This window comes from Lederbergia sp. B243.17, from assembly GCF_057657925.1.
Genome location: NZ_JBWBKF010000097.1, coordinates 1 through 15,083 on the forward strand (window position 1 = coordinate 1; position 15,083 = coordinate 15,083).

Below are 15,083 nucleotides of genomic sequence, written 5' to 3' on the forward strand. Positions count from 1 at the left end.
AAGACAATGCCATCCACTTCAATCTTGCGGTTCCGATATTTATTCCGCGGCTTCCTGGCCTTCCGGTACTCCTCCACACTCATCCGTTGCCCCATGCTGTTCATTCCTTTCCGCCAGAACCTTTTTATAACAGACCGGGCCATATCCCCGGTCCCTGCTTTTACTGTCTTTTAATGGTCGTCCACATCTTCCGCAGTCCATCACGTTTCCTCCTCACGCCAGACCGAGCAGACCGCCCTGCCTCGGTTTTATTTTGCCTCGCATACCCAAGTCTAGAGCCAGCAGCAGAATCTCTTCCTGAGGCCGGCCGAACTGCTCCTCCATGTCTACCAAACTAGCGCCCTGCGCCCACATGCACCGGAAGTCGAAGATCTGTTCCTCATTCCACATGAAATCAAGTTCTTCTAGTGCAATGTAGGTCGGGCTTAAACTTTGTTCAATAGCCACTGGCCAGCCTCTTATAATTCACTTTATTTTTGGCGTAATAAGCTTGTTCAATCTGCTCCCACGTGAAGTCGAGCATTTCGCCTAACCTTAAAATTGACAACAAAACTTCTGTATATTCATCTGATCCATACATATCTTCAAATCCAGAAACGAAATAGTAAACGAGACCGAATTGTTTTGTCAGGTTAGCCTCGACGTAAGTAATACCGAACGCTTCATGAGCTTTCATGACTTTCAAATAATCTAGCTTATCTGCTTTTATATCCAACCCAATCGACAAGATGAAATGCAGGCAGTCGGCGTATTCCTCAAGTAAGGGATTCGACACTTCACCTTTTAACAGCGCACCGGATCCGCTGTATCCCTGAACCTTGGTTCTCGGCTCCTGGTCATCACTCCAAAACTTAAATCCTCGCCATTCATTCGCCAGTTCTCCGATCTCCACCTGCAGAGCAAGAATCTTTTCCGGCAGCAGGTCCTTCCCCTGCAGCCCCTTCGCCTCTGCTACTGCATCATCAAACTTCTTTTGCGCTTCAAACAGCTTTGCTAAGTTCATCACCTTCACCCCAATCCATGCCTGTTCATTTCCAGGCATCCTTGTTTCCATCGGCTTTTGAGACCCCATGCTCTGCACTGGTTATGAAGCCTAGTCGGGCTCATCCCCAACCGGACAGCCACTTTATTGATTGGCCATCCCTGTTCCAACAGGTACGCCACTTCTTTTCTCGTTGCGTATTCACCTTTAGCAAAGATTGTCCTGACATACATGCTTTCGAGGGGATCCTGCCGCAATTTCTCCCGCCGGCGCTCAAGCGTCAGGTCCTCGTATTCAATGCCAAGCATTCGGATCTGCTTGCAGGCGGAGCATGAGTTTGTGTCATGCACGCTTACGCCATGCTCTTTCTCCAGCACCCTGATTTCGTCCAGAATGGCCTTCTGCCGGGCTTTGATTTCTAGGAGAGTCATTCCGCCACCGCCCTTGCCACCGCTAACATGCTCCGAAGCGTGTGATAATCCAGTCCGTCCAACTGACCCGTATCTTTACCGAGCAGCTGCAGGTCCTGAATGATGGCCTGCCTTTCCGATTCACGCGATAGATTCACCTTTGCTCCGATCATGCCGCTGCCTCCTTATCGATTTTCACTTCTCTTTCCAGCAGAGCGACGGCTTCATCAAACGTCAATCCCTCTTCCTCCATGACCTGTTCGATCAGCCCTGCAAACTGTCGCTCCAGCTTTTCGCCGCCAAACATTTCCCAATGCACTACCGTGATAATGAGTTGATCCAGCAGGTATTTACGCATAATCACATTGCTCCTTTTTTAAATTTTTTCAGTCTGAAGTTTTCTCCGGTAACGGTTATGGCCTTGCAATCTTTCACCATGCGTCCGAAATCTCGTTCACCATACATTTGCATGAGTTCCGATCCACTGTAATTCGATGTGAAGATGGTGGATCTTCCAGCGCGGCCATCGGTGATGTCAAATATTTTTTTCTTGGACCATTCTGTCCCCTCATCCGTCGCATCCGCCCGTTCAGCCCCTAAGTCATCGAATATAAGCAAATCTACTTTTTCAATTAATCGAAGGATATCCAGCTCAGTTCTTTCGCTGTTTCGGTTGTAGGTGCTCTTTATCAATGTCATCAACTTAGGGATGGAGATGAACAGGCATGAATATTTTTTCTGAATGATTTCCTTGGATATAGCTACACTCAAATGGCTTTTTCCTACTCCCGTCCGCCCTGCCAATACAAGACCTGACGTTTTATCAAACTCAGACACATAATCCTGAGCAACTTTCAAGGCTTCTTTCTGAGATGCAGTTTCCGGTATGTAATTCTCGAAGGTCGCATCTTCCAAATCCTTATTGATTAAGCTTTCCGCTTTAAAGAAACGCATGATCTCGTTAACTTCTCGGTTTTGGATGATCGCTTCGCTTTCTTCCTTGAAGACCAAGTCTTCTTTGGCGATTTCCTCACATCGAAAGCAAAACTCCCGGCCGTTCTCAATCATCAGCTGGCGGTTGCAGGTCTGCTTCGTGACAACATCAATGTTTTCGCAACGGTTCTCAGAAACCGAAATCGTATTTCTGGAATTCTTCATTGGGCTTAGATTCGACAGATGCAACAACTCGATCCCCGCCTTTCCGGTTTTTCAGCTTGATTAGCCCTCGCCTGGCTTCCGGCTCCTTAACGTTGCGAAGGATGCCGAGTGTATAGGTCTCTTTCCGGTCGTCATAGTCCTCAATATGCTTCCAGAGAGAGTAATTGATTTGGTCGGACGAATACTTCTGCAGCTTGTCTATAAAATTCACAAGAATGTTTGCTGATATGGTGCATGTCCTTCTCGTCAGCCGGATGCAGTCGAAGTAAGCAATAAAGATTTTCCTAGAGCAACCCTCTGGGAGAGCGTTGGTTCGCAAAGCGAAATCAACAAAGGTTTCGATTTCTTCGGTTGTGGCCAAGTTTTTGTTTTTCACAGGAGCCGAGGCCACGTACTCTTTTAATGTTTTATTGATGTTACTAATGCTGTTTATAAATGCTGTTATACTAATAAGTTGTTCATTCTCATGTACATTCTCTTGTTCATCCTGTTGTACATTCTCTTGTACATTTGCTTTTTTCGGCATGTCTTCACCCCTAGAGCCACAAGGCTTTTCGCTTTCGTTCTCTTGTACATTCTCTTGTTCATCCTCATGTACATTCCGATGTTCATTCTCTTGTACATTTTTTTGGCTGTTTTTCCGGTAATTTTCGAGTTTCTGATAATCTCCATAATGAGTAACAGTTACCAAGATCCCGCGCTTCTGCGGTAATGTAGCGAATGAGATATAATCTGCCTCTTCCAAGCGCTCCAGGGAAGACTTGAGCATCCTCCGTGTCCATCCGACGTCTCGTTCTAAATCCGATAGGATGATGACTGTCTGACCGACCGCCAGGCTCTTATGATTCTCCTGGTAGTTCGCTCTGCTCAGGAGATATTGATAAATCATCTGATCCCGCAAGCAATTAAACTGCAATCGGGGCTGGACGACGAACCCCGATGCCTGTATCACATTTTCCATGTCCCCGATCGCTCCTTACTGATAGATCAATTCTCCGACCTCAATCGTGTCACTCAGCCTTTTCGTTTTCCGGCAATAGTCACACTTCCCGCAGCTGATTGGCTTCGCTTCTCCGGCCTTCACATCCGACAGTCGTTCCATCTTCATCTCGATGTACTCATATTCAAAATCGAACCTTGATTCATCGAAGTGAACGACTGCTTTGTTCGGCGGATTCTCTTTGGTTACGGCTACGATGTAAGGCGTATAGGTCTTTCCGAAATTCTCTTGCAGCACCCGGCGATAGAGTGCCATCTGGAGGACGTAATCCCACGCTTCGACGAAAGACACCCAGCCATCGTACTTCACGCTCCAGAACCGTTTATGAAGCTCCTGAGTAGTTTTCAAATCACTGAATGTTGCTCTCTCATGATGGATGCTGTCCACCTTGATCTTCCACTCAACTCCGAACAGTCGAGCTGTATAGATTTCCTCTTTCTCCCCTTCTAAAGCGAACATGGAGAAAGGATCGTTTTTGATGGTCTCTATCATCTGATCTGCAGTTTCAAAGTCTGCATACTTGCCGCCGCGAGCTTTGAAGATCGCCCCGTTGTTTTCCTCAATAAATTGTTGAAATACTTCTGATGACTCGAATGCTGCATGTACATAGGAGCCGACCAACAAAGCGTTGGTCTCTGGCTCCTTGTGCTCCCCTGACAGCTTGGCCATCGTCTTGGCCTCACACTCGATGAAACTTTTGAACTGAGAAACAGAGAAGTAACGTAAATTCGCTTCAGCTGAATGATAGTTCTCTTTAGTCAAAAGGAATTTCGGCGTCCTTAAGGAGGTCTTTGGCACTTGGCTTCACCTCTTCCTTTTCGGTCACTGCCTCTTCTTCTTTTGCCTTGTCCTTGTCTTCGAAAGACTTAGCTAAATCACTTTGATTTGGCTTTTTATCGTTTTTATCAAACCAATCCTCCGGCTTGCTCATACCATCTTTCAATGAGTTGAAAATCTGGACCAGATCAATTAAATCACGCTCTGTGAATGCCTCGATGTTATATCCGAATCTTTTTTCAATCTGTTCTTGTGTCACTCGATGCTTTTCCTTAAAGCCCTTTAACGCTCTGGCTAAACGATCTTTTAAAGGACTGTCGTTTGATCCGGCTAACGTTTTGTTACACTCTTCAATAGCTTTCTCGACTATATCCCCAGGAATAACTCCTAAGATGCAAGACCTAACCCTTCTAGCTCCGTTATTAGCTACCAACTCGTAAATGTCTCTCGGGTCGTCTAACTTGACGATATTTCCATTTGCTTTCCGACTGTGTGGCACTGTAAAAACCTTCTCCTGTCTGACGTTCGTCTCTAAATCCCAACAGAAGGCCATAGCAACCGATTCACCCTGACGCTGTTCCAATTCCTTAACACCGAAGGATAAATTCCCCCAATTTTGTGCCAAAACTTCTGCTAGTCTGATAGACGGCCCTTCCACTTTTTGTTTTCCTCTTGGATAGCTGTAAACTGCCGTTTGTGCTAACGACGGACGTTTGCAAGCATCTAAAATGCGTTGCTCTGACTGGAATACATTTCGGGGGAACTGCCGGGCCATGAAGATTTGGCCCTTAACCTCTTCCATCTCCCGACTGCTTGATGCTTGAGCAAGGACGTTTCCTTGCTGCTGTTGGTTAAACTGCCCGGCTAATTGGTTCATGCTTCGCTTCCCCCTTCATGTCATAATCCAGCGTTTCATACACTTCTTTGAAATCTTCATAAGCAGGGCTACCTTTCAGGGACGCCTCGTGTTTCCGTAATGCTTGGTAAAAGCTTCGTAGCATAGGACATTCAGGCTCGTACAAACCCATAATGTTTTTCCTCCTTGTTCGCCATTACAAAGACGTGGTATAATGGCCGTAATATCAAATTTGAAATTGCCTGACTCCTGCCCGCCAGCAGGGGTCTTTTATTTTGCCAGCGTAAACTTTGCGCCGTATTGCTCTGCCAAAAACTTTTCGAGATTGTGCACCAGCACCGTCTCGCTTTCAATCTCGACGATTTCATCACCTTCCATGATCTCTTCACCTGTTGCATCGATGCCCCAGTGATGTTCCCGGTACATATCCGGATAGCCATTGCGCTCGATCTGTGTGATGCTTGGATGCTCGATGTCGTATGGCATGTCTCTCACCTGCCTTTCGTATGTATTGATGGATTAGAACCATCGCACCGGCCAAGATTTCAAGGAGGTGGGTGAATGAAGCCCACTCTCGACCGGTGCGACAGGCCCAAGCCTGTCTTGTATAGCAGCAAGAGGATGTGCTATACTTAAATCACCTATTAAGATGCAACAATTTGAGTGCCAGCTCATTTTGTTGCTTTTTTCTTATCTTCACGCATAAACGCTCCAATCATGATCCCTATGGCTAAAGAGCCGGTCGATAGCAGGAATGCTTCGAACAAATCCATCAATCAAACCTCCCGACAAGCGATATGTTTACTCCCCTTGCCTTCAACTCTCTGACTAATTCCAACATGCTGTCCTGCTCAACTTTGTTGTTATGCAAACGCTCAAGCTCCCGGTACGACTTTGCCATGTCCTCTGCAGCGACTGCTGCTCCCCGGTAGTCTTCCATTTTGTTTGCAACAACCAAGCTGACTGAGCAATCCATGATGCACACGATCTCTTTCACGGCTTTATGTAGGTCTTGGTGTAGAAACTGCTGTTCTAAATTAGAAAATTCCATCTGATAAATCCTCCGATCAACTGAGTTAGATTCTGTATGATACTGATGCCGTCCATGCCGTATAAGAAAGCCACGATCACTTCTGGCGCCTGTGTGACTTGCGCAATCCGCAGAAAAGTCGGTATGTCTGGCAGCATCCGGTCATTCTCAAATTTGCTGATATCGGACTGGCTCACGAACAACTTTGCGGCCATGTCCTCCTGGCTCCACCCCTTTCTTTGCCGAAGGGCTCTGATTACTCCCCCAAACTCCATAATGCTCACCCCCTTCTATTCAAAATTTGAATACTCATATATATAGGAAACAAGTAAACTAGGGTTAAGAGATTGATTTAATAGGAATTTTGCCTTGTTGTAACTCTCTCTTGATGATTTCAGCTAGATACCTCTGTGCCGCCTGTTTGTTTTTTTCAAAGAGAGGACCTTTGATGACGTTGATTTCTCTTTTCATTAGCTAACCCTCCTTGGAATCCAGCTTTCAACATAGCGAATGGCAGCCTGCAATTCATGACGCTTTACATCTTTGTAAGATGAGACACCGAACCGGTCCTTGATCTCCCTGTACAACTCTTTGAACAGCTTCGGCCGGTCCGCCGGATTGTCGCAGAGCTCGTACACTTTGGAGGCGATGCCTTTTTGGAGCCTGCGCTGTTCGCCGTGGTCTAGTGTGATTTCGTTGTCTATTTTCTTTTCAAGGAGCTGCAGTTTGTTTGAATGATTCTCCGTCACCTGTTTCAACTCTTCGGTTTCCTCTGCTGTCATAGCTGAGAGCCTCATGACCGCAATCAGTGACTGTTTGTCGTTCAGAGGAATGATATTGCTGGTATTGTACGCACCGGTCTTCCGGATCGATGGCAGCACTTCTGATGTAATCCATTTTCGAAAACGTTTTGCTTCTGGTTTGCGGCTGTCCAGGATGACGTCATATAGGCCATCCTCGTTTACAAACGTTGCTTGCTGGATCCTGCCAAGTGAGTCTTGGATGGGGTGGTTTGAAACCACATCGTCATCGAGACGCTTTCTGACCGTTGCCGCATGACCGATTTCCAAAATGCTGCACACATCTTTCAGCAAAAACTTTGGTTCGTTGTTTACTTCTATGACGATTAACTCTTGACCGTCGAAGATTCTTGTTAGTTGGTTCATTAGCTCACTTCCTCCCTTTTCTTTTGCAACGTTTTGTTTCCTTGATTTTCAAAAAAAAGCGTCCAGTCAATCTCCAGATATCGGCCGATTGTTTTAGCGATCTTCACGCTTGGCGTTCTATCGCCATTTTCAATCATTCCGTAATATTGTCGCTTGATATTCGCAGCATCTGCAACATCTTGGTGCGACAATCCCTTGTTTTTTCTTGATGTAACAAGCCAAGTTCTCAAGTTAGCACCTCCACTCTTTAGCAACGTTTTGTTGCCTTATAATTCTTATTATACGCAACATATTGTTTCTGTCAATACATAATGCAATATTTTGTTTCCTTTTCTTTTAGCAACTTTTTGTTGCTGTATAATTGAACATAATTGGCACTTATAAGGAGAATGACTATGGACTTTCAAGATCGTTTAAAGAAGCTTAGAGGTGATAAAAAACTAACACAACAAGATGTTGCAAATAAACTTGGGATAACACGTCAAGCATACGGTCATTATGAAAACAAAAAGGCTAAAAGAGAACCAGATATTGAAACTATCAAGAAGCTTGCGGCAATGTTTGATGTTAGTGTGGATTATTTATTAAGTGGCCGGCCAAGTAACAATGTGACAGTGGCTGGGAAAGAGATTGTCCTATCAGAAGAAGAGTACCTTCTTTTTAATGAGTTAAAAAAACACCCTATTATGCTCCATGATCTTGCATCCAATCCAGAAGAAAAGGTCAAAGAACTGATCAAGCTCTATAAAATGAAAAAGATGTTTTTTGAAGATGATGAAGAGGATCCAGGAGATGGTTTTGGAGAATTTGAAGATTAACAAGACCACGGTTGAAAAGCCGTGTATATTTTTAGATAAGATCTAGGTACATATACCGAGTTAACTTGTTGAGAAAATAGCACTAGAGGAGGAAGGACATGGGCGCCTTTTTAGGTGTAGTAGGATTACTGGCATTTTTTGTTGGACTAGTAATGTTGGTGATGGTTTGGTTGAGAAAAAAGCCAAAGAAAAGAGCAGTATTGGTTACGGTGGTTGGTTTTGCTTTAATCATGGTTGGTTATGCAATCGATCCTACAATTGATTCTGATACAAATTCCGCTACCGACAAAGCCAAAGAAAACGTTGTTCCTGCAAGTTCAAATAAGAGTGAAACCGAAAAGGTTGATGCACAAAAGATTGAAGCTGAAAAGAAGAAAAAAGAGGACGAGAAGAAACAGAAAGCTGCTGCTGAAAAGAAAAAAAAGGAGGAAGCTAAAAAGGCTGAAAGTGAAAAAAAGGCAACCTATACAAAAGAGGATGAAATAAACTTAGCTGAAGGTTATGAATGGGTAATGAACGAAAGCGAAGGAATCATAACCAATATTTCTCCCCTTAACGATGACAGTTATGATGTAATTTATGCGTATGTTGTTAATGAAGTGAAACTATTAAACGATAACGAGAAACAGTATTTTGTAGATAAGTTCGGCTCTTCTATCGTTGGGCAAACCAGAGTTCATATCTTTGGCGGTGATCCATCGGAAATAGTGCATGTATATTTTAAGTATGAAGATGGCACTGCTTTAGCTGATCCGAAAATGCTGGACCCTGGATGGAAAATCAAAAATTAACGCAACTAGATCAAAGGCGTGAGTATCATGCAGCTAGAAAAACTTCAAACTGACTCCTGGGAGGAACGGGCCAATAAGGTCCTCTCCCGTTTTTGCTATACATATCCAGATGAGATTGACATGCATGAAATCTGTTGGAAGTACGGCATGAAAATTAAACCGCTTGACCCTAACTATATGAGTAAAGCACTTTGGGAAGCTATTAAACATCTGAAAGCGTACTCAGTGCCAACAGAAGGTCGTCGGGGTCTTATTTACTTGAAGCCTGAGTTGGACTACATTGAAAAGAAACTGTTGCTCGCCGAGGAATTCTGCCACCTGTACGCCCACTACCAGGCGCAGCTGGATGCCGATCCTGTTTGTGTCGCGAAAACAGAAAACCAGGCAAAGAGAATGTCCGCTTATCTGCTGATGCCCTCAAAGTTCATCAGGCATATTTATGAAGCTGCGATGGATGAAGCTGTGCTAATCAGTGACATAGCCGACTATTTCGTTGTACCTGAGGAGTTTGTGCACTATCGAATGGAATTGATCTATAACCGGCATGTTGATGCGATATGGAATGTTGGCGGGAAGCTGGGGACGGTGCAGTGGATTGAATGAAAAATAAGGGGGAATTATTATCATGAAAGAGATTATTTATTTAGATACAGGGCTATTACACTCATATTTAGCACAATACAACGACGGACTTCCTACAGGAACAAATAGGGAAAGAGAGGAGCAGGTATACGATTCTTCAGAAAAAACTTTCGGACATGAAAGCCAATCAGCGATAGAGGCAATATTTAAAACGGGGAACTTTGAAATTCCACTGGTCTTTAAATCTCCTGAGGGTGAATTTAAGGGAACATTTAAGCCAGGAAAATTTGCATCAGATAAAAGCATAATGTCTCAAACCGAAACAGGCAAAGAAATCATTTCTAAACAACTTCACGACAATGCTCTTGCTAGTTTGGAAAAACATTTAAATGATGAGGAGATAGTATTTAATTTAGATACAGAGGATTTAGAAGGAAAGTTTGTTAAATTCACATCCCACTTTAAGATTATTGATTTTAAACATATTCGAAAAATGTTACAGCCAGAAAAATTGCTTACTTTCATGTTTAATGATGTTGAAGAGGAAATTGCTCAGATGGATTTGGAATTTAAACAAATGAAAGAAGGTATGGAGAAAAAAGATTTGCGTAGTTTGCTTCGATCTCGACGTGATTATGTCACCGAGTTAAAAAAGAGTTTCAAAGAAGAATATAATAAAATTGCAAATATGCTTGATTATATTCTCGACATCCTTCCAAATGACGCTTTTATCATTGCTGGAGACAATATTGCACCCTTGAAGAGTGAATATCTAAGAGAAAGTGCAAACGAATTAACATTTAAATACGGAGGAACAAAATTGCAAATCACTTTGTTAGGGAAAGTGACAAGCAAAGTAAACATCACGAATGCTGACGACTTTAGTGGTAATGACCCGTTTTTCGACTTGCCGAAAATTTTAAATCTTGCTTTACAACCCATCGGTGTGGTTAAACAAGGTGACTTAATAATTTCGCCAATAGCTATTTATTTTGAATAAGACTAAATTTTTTACGCCGGTTTTTCATTTGCTCGTGGTGTTCTGATATTTCATTTTCAATCTTTTTAAAGAATGCTTCAGATTCTCTTTCGGATCTTATAACTTTATTGCCGATATCCTTAATGACCTTTTTATGAATATGAAGCACATCCAACACCATCCTTTCATCTTCGTTAACTTCATTATACACGATGTTTTTAAATAGGACCGTCATAAAAGAAACATTTTTTCGAGCATGTACTTAAAGTCTTCCCCCATCTTCAGTTTTCTAAGCAGTCGGGATTTCTTTTTAAAACGTTTTGTGCTTAATCAGAGGAAAATGTAAAAGACAGCCGGGCAATCACACCCAGCTGTCTTTTGTTCTATGTATGCATATCTAATGACATTAGATTCTCATTTTCTATACATCTTGCTGCATAGGTCGCCAGCTTCGTCCCTTTCCCGAACGAATAGCTTTCAATTGCCTTGATCAAGCCGATCGTCCCGATTGAGATCAAATCCTCCGCGTCTTCTCCCGTATTGTCGAATTTTTTGACGATATGGGCAACGAGACGCAAATTATGTTCTATGAGGAGATTTCGGGCGTGATCATCACCCTCTGCCATTAACCTCAAGTACTTCCGCTCATCCTCTGCGGAAAGCGGCTGGGGAAAGGCATTGTTTTTTACGTATGAAACCAAAAACGCCAGTTCTTTGAACAGGAAGCCGATTGCAGCCAAAAGTGCAGACAACTCCTCATCACCTCCATGTCTGTCTCTCCTCCAATGTATATGAGTCGCCCGGGCTCCACTTGCTTGTACGCAGAAAGATTCCCAGATTTTGACCGGAAGATGATGGACGATGGCCTGATCTGCGTGGAATATATTTTTGACGCCGATTTGAACTGGAACGAGCTGCAAAACTATAATCCTGCCTGTCCTGTTCTTCCGAATCGGTCTTTATAGTGACATTGCTTATTCGCGCAAAGCCTAGTGCCGAAAGATTAGGAATTTTTCACTCTTTCATTTATAATGGTGGATGAAACCAGGATTGAGGAGGAGTTCGCATGGCTACAAATACATACAAAGAAACTTGGGATCTCGACGTCTTTTTTGCAGGCGGAAGCCATTCCCCAGAATTTGCGGAGTTTCTAGAGAAGCTTGGAGAAAAGATCGGAGAATTTGACCAGGCGGTGCAGGATTGGCAAATCCCGGCGGATGCCCAGGATCAAACATTGTCCTCCCTGCTGAAGCACTTCGAAGAGGCTGCGCTCAATATGCGTCAAGCCGGCGCATTTGTCAGCTGCCTGCAGGCGCAGGATATGCACGATGATAAGGCGAACGAACTGCGCGGCAAAGTGACATCGCTCAGCGCAAAATTCAGTACAGTTTTGACAAACTTCAATGAAAAACTGACGAAGATTGACGAGTCGGTGTGGAATGGCCTGCTTGAGCAAGAAAGCTTGAAGGAAATCAGTTTCGTTCTCAACGAGCGCCGGCGGAAAGCGAAGGAAATGCTGCCGAAAGAACAAGAGGCGCTGATCAACGCTTTGAGCATCGACGGCTACCACGGCTGGGGCGATCTTTACGACACAATCGTCAGCAGCATTCAAATTCCTTACAAGGAAGACGGAGAAACTGTCCAGCTGTCAGTTGGCCAGGCACATAACAAATTTTCAAGCCCTGACCGGAACGTTAGAAAAAATGTGTTCGCAGAATGGGAAAATGCATGGAACGACAAGTCGGGCGTGCTGTCAGACACATTGAATCACCTTGCCGGATTCCGCCTTGCAGTCTACAAGGAAAGAGGCTGGGATCATGTACTGCATGAGGCATTGACCTATAACCGGATGAAGCAGGAAACGCTGGACGTCATGTGGGAAGTCATTTCCGATAACAAGAAGCCTTTTGCCGATTTCCTGAAGCGAAAAGCTGAATTGCTCGGCGTTGAAAGGCTAAGCTGGTATGACCTTGATGCACCTGTTGGCGAAGCCGATATTACGTATTCCTACCAGGAGGGCGCCGAGTTCATCATGGACCATTTCGGCGATTTTGGAGACCAGCTGCAAGCATTCACAGAAAAGGCGTTTGAGGACCGCTGGATTGAAGCGGAAGACCGGCCAGGGAAGCGCCCAGGCGGCTTCTGCACAGGCTTCCCGCTCAGTACCCAGTCGCGAATTTTCATGACGTATTCGGGAACGCCGTCCAACGTATCGACGCTGGCCCATGAGCTTGGTCACGCCTTCCATTCCTACGCACTCCGTGACACGCATCCTTTAAATAGAAGTTATGCGATGAACGTGGCGGAAACAGCTTCCACTTTTGCGGAAATGATCGTGTCAGATGCCTCCGTAAACGGGGCAAAAGAAGAAGATGTGAAGCTTGCGCTGCTGGAAGACAAGATACAAAGATCAGTGGCTTTGCTCATGAACATCCATGCCCGCTATCTGTTTGAAACTCGATTTTATGAGGAGCGGAAAAACGGCATGGTCAGCAAACAGCGCCTGAACGAACTGATGGAAACAGCGCAAAAAGAGGCTTATGCCGATGCGCTTGACGAATACCATCCGCTTTTCTGGGGCTCGAAGCTGCATTTCTTCATCACAGATGTACCGTTCTACAACTTCCCGTATACGTTCGGCTACCTATTCTCGCTCGGCATTTACGCACAGGCGGTTAAAGAAGGGAAAGGCTATGAAGAAAAGTACATGGCCCTGCTAAGGGATACCGGCTCAATGACCGTGGAAGACCTTGCGGAAAAACACCTTGGCGTTGACCTGACGAAGCGCGACTTCTGGGAAGAAGGCGTCAAGCTCTGCATTAAGGATGTAGAGGAATTTATGGAAATGACAAATAAATAAGCAAAAAGAGGAGGGGAAAAACAGACCGTTTTTCTCCTCCTCCATTTTTATTGGCAATGCGCTCAACGCGGCGTACATACTCTGCTTTCGGACACATTTGCATCACTCTGTGAGACTCGCTACACAGATGCTCCTCCCGGGGACACATAGGAACGCACTCCTATGCGGTGCCTACCGGCCACAAGCCTGTCCCATCTGGACATTCGCCACTTCGGAACACGTTGCCCCTCATTCGGTCGATGCCTACAAGCCTATCTTACAGGCGGCTGACAATGCCGCGGACGAGAGTTGCCGAATTGACGGCCGCTGTTTCGAGAAACTCGTCAAAGGAAATATGGGATTCCTGACCGGCGATGTCGGATAGTGAACGGATGACGACGAATGGCACACCGAATTGATGCGCCACTTGGGCGATTGCTGCTCCTTCCATTTCCACAGCTTGGAGAGCCGGGAATTTTCCTCGGACGAATTCAACCCTAGCCGGATCATTCATGAAGGAATCCCCTGTCGCAATCAGCCCTTTTGCTGACGTGATGCCGGAAAGATCCGCCGCTGCTGCCGCTGCAATTTCTATCAGCTTTTCATCTGCAGCAAAGGCTGCCGGAAGCTGGGGCACCTGGCCATACTCATATCCAAAGATCGTTACATCGACATCGTGATGCCGGACTTCATCTGAGATGACAAGATCTCCTACACGGAGATCAGGATTGTATCCGCCTGCTGAGCCGGTATTGATGACATAATCAGGTTTGTATTTTACGAGCAGGATGCTCGTCGACATGGCTGCATTCACCTTGCCGATGCCGGATTTCAGGAGGATGACTTCTTTCCCGTCCAGGTTTCCCGTCGTAAATTCACACCCGGCGATTTCCTCTGTACTCTTTCCAGTCATCTTGCTCCTCAGTAGAGAGACCTCTTCTTCCATTGCACCGATAATCGCTATCTTCATGTTGTACCCTCTTTCCCCAATTTATTTCTTATCGTTCTCAATCAGCTTTTTCACTTCAGTCGGTTTCCAGCCTTCGCCTTCCACCCAGTCTATGTAGACACGGTATACGTCATCTGACCCTTTTTCCTGAATTGTCAGGACGGATTGATTTTGCGGGTCACCGCCGCCTTCGATCCACCATAGCGTCATGGCATCAGGATCAGGAATGCCGGTCGCATACGCGGCCGCCTTCAGCTTTTCATTCCAATCGGCAGATCCCTTGCTGTATGACGGCTGATGTCCCCCGGTTTGCTCCGTTCCTACCGGCTTCCAGGCAGGATTGACAATGACCTTTTCCACATTTGCCTCGTCTCCCGGTGTTTCCACCAACTCACCTGTTTCTTCCTCTTCCCCTTCTTCTTCATTTTCATCCGGCTCGTTTTCATCTTCGGCCGGTTCATCTTCACTCGGCTCGGATTCTACAGCCTGACCTTTATCCGAATTGGATGCCTGCTCCTTGTTTTCAGTAGCCGGCGCCTGCTTTTCAGGTTCATTCGGGTTTTCCCCACCGAAGAAAATCTTTCCTCCGATAATGAGGATCAATGCGATGACAATAGCAATTAACGTATTTAAGATCAAATTGGTCTTCCGTCTCTTTGCTCTTTGTGCAGAACGGGGACCATTTTCATTCATATTGATTGGCATGATGCTTCCCTCCGTTTCCCTGACCATATAATATCATGGCC

The 15,083-nt window shown here is 45.1% G+C and carries 24 protein-coding genes and 1 pseudogene; 5 read left to right on the forward strand and 20 right to left on the reverse strand.

Annotation, left to right across the window (positions count from 1 at the left end; genetic code table 11):
- Positions 1 to 39 precede the first annotated feature (39 nt).
- From AC0TWI_RS20135 to AC0TWI_RS20215, 17 genes are all read right to left on the reverse strand, one after another.
- The gene (locus tag AC0TWI_RS20135; RefSeq protein WP_488128129.1) at positions 40 to 201 is read right to left on the reverse strand and encodes a DUF6011 domain-containing protein; all 162 of its coding nucleotides are present in this window, start codon (positions 199 to 201) and stop codon (positions 40 to 42) included.
- A 12-nt stretch (positions 202 to 213) separates the two neighbouring features.
- Entirely contained in the window at positions 214 to 447 is a 234-nt protein-coding gene (locus tag AC0TWI_RS20140; RefSeq protein WP_488128130.1) for a helix-turn-helix domain containing protein, read from the reverse strand.
- The gene (locus AC0TWI_RS20145) at positions 437 to 1,054 is read right to left on the reverse strand and encodes a dUTP diphosphatase (protein ID WP_488128131.1); all 618 of its coding nucleotides are present in this window, start codon (positions 1,052 to 1,054) and stop codon (positions 437 to 439) included. The genes AC0TWI_RS20140 and AC0TWI_RS20145 overlap by 11 nt, the downstream gene beginning before the upstream one ends.
- Positions 1,009 to 1,413, reverse strand: coding sequence for a hypothetical protein (locus AC0TWI_RS20150; protein WP_488128132.1), 405 nt, complete (start codon positions 1,411 to 1,413; stop codon positions 1,009 to 1,011). Before AC0TWI_RS20150 ends, AC0TWI_RS20145 begins: the two co-directional genes overlap by 46 nt.
- The gene (locus AC0TWI_RS20155) at positions 1,410 to 1,565 is read right to left on the reverse strand and encodes a hypothetical protein (protein WP_488128133.1); all 156 of its coding nucleotides are present in this window, start codon (positions 1,563 to 1,565) and stop codon (positions 1,410 to 1,412) included. Before AC0TWI_RS20155 ends, AC0TWI_RS20150 begins: the two co-directional genes overlap by 4 nt.
- Positions 1,562 to 1,750 carry a hypothetical protein gene (locus AC0TWI_RS20160; RefSeq protein ID WP_488128134.1) on the reverse strand — a complete coding sequence of 63 codons (189 nt, stop codon included), beginning with the start codon at positions 1,748 to 1,750 and terminating at the stop codon, positions 1,562 to 1,564. Before AC0TWI_RS20160 ends, AC0TWI_RS20155 begins: the two co-directional genes overlap by 4 nt.
- A 2-nt stretch (positions 1,751 to 1,752) precedes the next feature.
- On the reverse strand, positions 1,753 to 2,550 hold the full coding sequence (locus AC0TWI_RS20165) for an ATP-binding protein (protein WP_488128135.1): 798 nt from the start codon (positions 2,548 to 2,550) through the stop codon (positions 1,753 to 1,755).
- Entirely contained in the window at positions 2,516 to 3,511 is a 996-nt protein-coding gene (locus tag AC0TWI_RS20170; RefSeq protein ID WP_488128136.1) for a hypothetical protein, read from the reverse strand. The genes AC0TWI_RS20165 and AC0TWI_RS20170 overlap by 35 nt, the downstream gene beginning before the upstream one ends.
- A 15-nt stretch (positions 3,512 to 3,526) precedes the next feature.
- Positions 3,527 to 4,348 (reverse strand): PD-(D/E)XK nuclease-like domain-containing protein, encoded by an 822-nt coding sequence (locus tag AC0TWI_RS20175; protein WP_488128137.1) that lies wholly within the window; start codon positions 4,346 to 4,348, stop codon positions 3,527 to 3,529.
- Positions 4,305 to 5,204 (reverse strand): hypothetical protein, encoded by a 900-nt coding sequence (locus AC0TWI_RS20180; protein WP_488128138.1) that lies wholly within the window; start codon positions 5,202 to 5,204, stop codon positions 4,305 to 4,307. The genes AC0TWI_RS20175 and AC0TWI_RS20180 overlap by 44 nt, the downstream gene beginning before the upstream one ends.
- Positions 5,179 to 5,355, reverse strand: a complete 177-nt coding sequence (locus AC0TWI_RS20185) for a hypothetical protein (RefSeq protein WP_488128139.1) — start codon at positions 5,353 to 5,355, stop codon at positions 5,179 to 5,181. Before AC0TWI_RS20185 ends, AC0TWI_RS20180 begins: the two co-directional genes overlap by 26 nt.
- 98 nt (positions 5,356 to 5,453) lie before the next feature.
- Positions 5,454 to 5,669, reverse strand: a complete 216-nt coding sequence (locus AC0TWI_RS20190) for a YqaI family protein (RefSeq protein ID WP_488128140.1) — start codon at positions 5,667 to 5,669, stop codon at positions 5,454 to 5,456.
- 286 nt (positions 5,670 to 5,955) lie between these two features.
- Positions 5,956 to 6,234 carry a hypothetical protein gene (locus AC0TWI_RS20195; RefSeq protein WP_488128141.1) on the reverse strand — a complete coding sequence of 93 codons (279 nt, stop codon included), beginning with the start codon at positions 6,232 to 6,234 and terminating at the stop codon, positions 5,956 to 5,958.
- Positions 6,216 to 6,488, reverse strand: coding sequence for a helix-turn-helix domain-containing protein (locus tag AC0TWI_RS20200; RefSeq protein WP_488128142.1), 273 nt, complete (start codon positions 6,486 to 6,488; stop codon positions 6,216 to 6,218). The genes AC0TWI_RS20195 and AC0TWI_RS20200 overlap by 19 nt, the downstream gene beginning before the upstream one ends.
- A 64-nt stretch (positions 6,489 to 6,552) precedes the next feature.
- Positions 6,553 to 6,684 carry a hypothetical protein gene (locus AC0TWI_RS20205; protein WP_488128143.1) on the reverse strand — a complete coding sequence of 44 codons (132 nt, stop codon included), beginning with the start codon at positions 6,682 to 6,684 and terminating at the stop codon, positions 6,553 to 6,555.
- On the reverse strand, positions 6,684 to 7,379 hold the full coding sequence (locus AC0TWI_RS20210; protein WP_488128144.1) for a BRO family protein: 696 nt from the start codon (positions 7,377 to 7,379) through the stop codon (positions 6,684 to 6,686). Before AC0TWI_RS20210 ends, AC0TWI_RS20205 begins: the two co-directional genes overlap by 1 nt.
- On the reverse strand, positions 7,379 to 7,609 hold the full coding sequence (locus AC0TWI_RS20215) for a helix-turn-helix transcriptional regulator (RefSeq protein ID WP_488128145.1): 231 nt from the start codon (positions 7,607 to 7,609) through the stop codon (positions 7,379 to 7,381). Before AC0TWI_RS20215 ends, AC0TWI_RS20210 begins: the two co-directional genes overlap by 1 nt.
- A 165-nt stretch (positions 7,610 to 7,774) precedes the next feature.
- Here AC0TWI_RS20215 and AC0TWI_RS20220 point away from each other — a divergent pair, with 165 nt between their 5' ends.
- The 4 genes from AC0TWI_RS20220 to AC0TWI_RS20235 all read left to right on the forward strand — a co-directional run bounded on the left by AC0TWI_RS20220 (position 7,775) and on the right by AC0TWI_RS20235 (position 10,570).
- Positions 7,775 to 8,197, forward strand: a complete 423-nt coding sequence (locus tag AC0TWI_RS20220; RefSeq protein WP_488128146.1) for a helix-turn-helix domain-containing protein — start codon at positions 7,775 to 7,777, stop codon at positions 8,195 to 8,197.
- A gap of 98 nt (positions 8,198 to 8,295) precedes the next feature.
- On the forward strand, positions 8,296 to 8,988 hold the full coding sequence (locus AC0TWI_RS20225; RefSeq protein WP_488128147.1) for a hypothetical protein: 693 nt from the start codon (positions 8,296 to 8,298) through the stop codon (positions 8,986 to 8,988).
- 27 nt (positions 8,989 to 9,015) lie between these two features.
- Positions 9,016 to 9,591 (forward strand): ImmA/IrrE family metallo-endopeptidase, encoded by a 576-nt coding sequence (locus AC0TWI_RS20230; protein WP_488128148.1) that lies wholly within the window; start codon positions 9,016 to 9,018, stop codon positions 9,589 to 9,591.
- A gap of 22 nt (positions 9,592 to 9,613) precedes the next feature.
- Positions 9,614 to 10,570 carry a DUF6414 family protein gene (locus tag AC0TWI_RS20235; protein WP_488128149.1) on the forward strand — a complete coding sequence of 319 codons (957 nt, stop codon included), beginning with the start codon at positions 9,614 to 9,616 and terminating at the stop codon, positions 10,568 to 10,570.
- Between the two features lie 377 nt (positions 10,571 to 10,947).
- Here the strand turns inward: AC0TWI_RS20235 and AC0TWI_RS20240 are convergent.
- A pseudogene (locus AC0TWI_RS20240) lies at positions 10,948 to 11,301 on the reverse strand (sigma factor); the annotation flags it as partial.
- 314 nt (positions 11,302 to 11,615) lie between these two features.
- Here AC0TWI_RS20240 and AC0TWI_RS20245 point away from each other — a divergent pair.
- Complete coding sequence (locus AC0TWI_RS20245; protein ID WP_488128150.1) at positions 11,616 to 13,409, forward strand: M3 family oligoendopeptidase; 1,794 nt, start codon at positions 11,616 to 11,618, stop codon at positions 13,407 to 13,409.
- Positions 13,410 to 13,665: 256 nt separating this feature from the next.
- Here AC0TWI_RS20245 and mtnN read toward each other — a convergent pair whose 3' ends face one another.
- Both mtnN and AC0TWI_RS20255 read right to left on the reverse strand, forming a co-directional pair.
- Positions 13,666 to 14,358: a 5'-methylthioadenosine/S-adenosylhomocysteine nucleosidase gene (gene mtnN / locus AC0TWI_RS20250; protein WP_488128151.1), complete on the reverse strand. Its 693-nt coding sequence runs from the start codon at positions 14,356 to 14,358 to the stop codon at positions 13,666 to 13,668.
- A 21-nt stretch (positions 14,359 to 14,379) separates the two neighbouring features.
- Positions 14,380 to 15,042: a YrrS family protein gene (locus tag AC0TWI_RS20255; RefSeq protein ID WP_488128152.1), complete on the reverse strand. Its 663-nt coding sequence runs from the start codon at positions 15,040 to 15,042 to the stop codon at positions 14,380 to 14,382.
- Between the last annotated feature and the right edge of the window lie 41 nt (positions 15,043 to 15,083).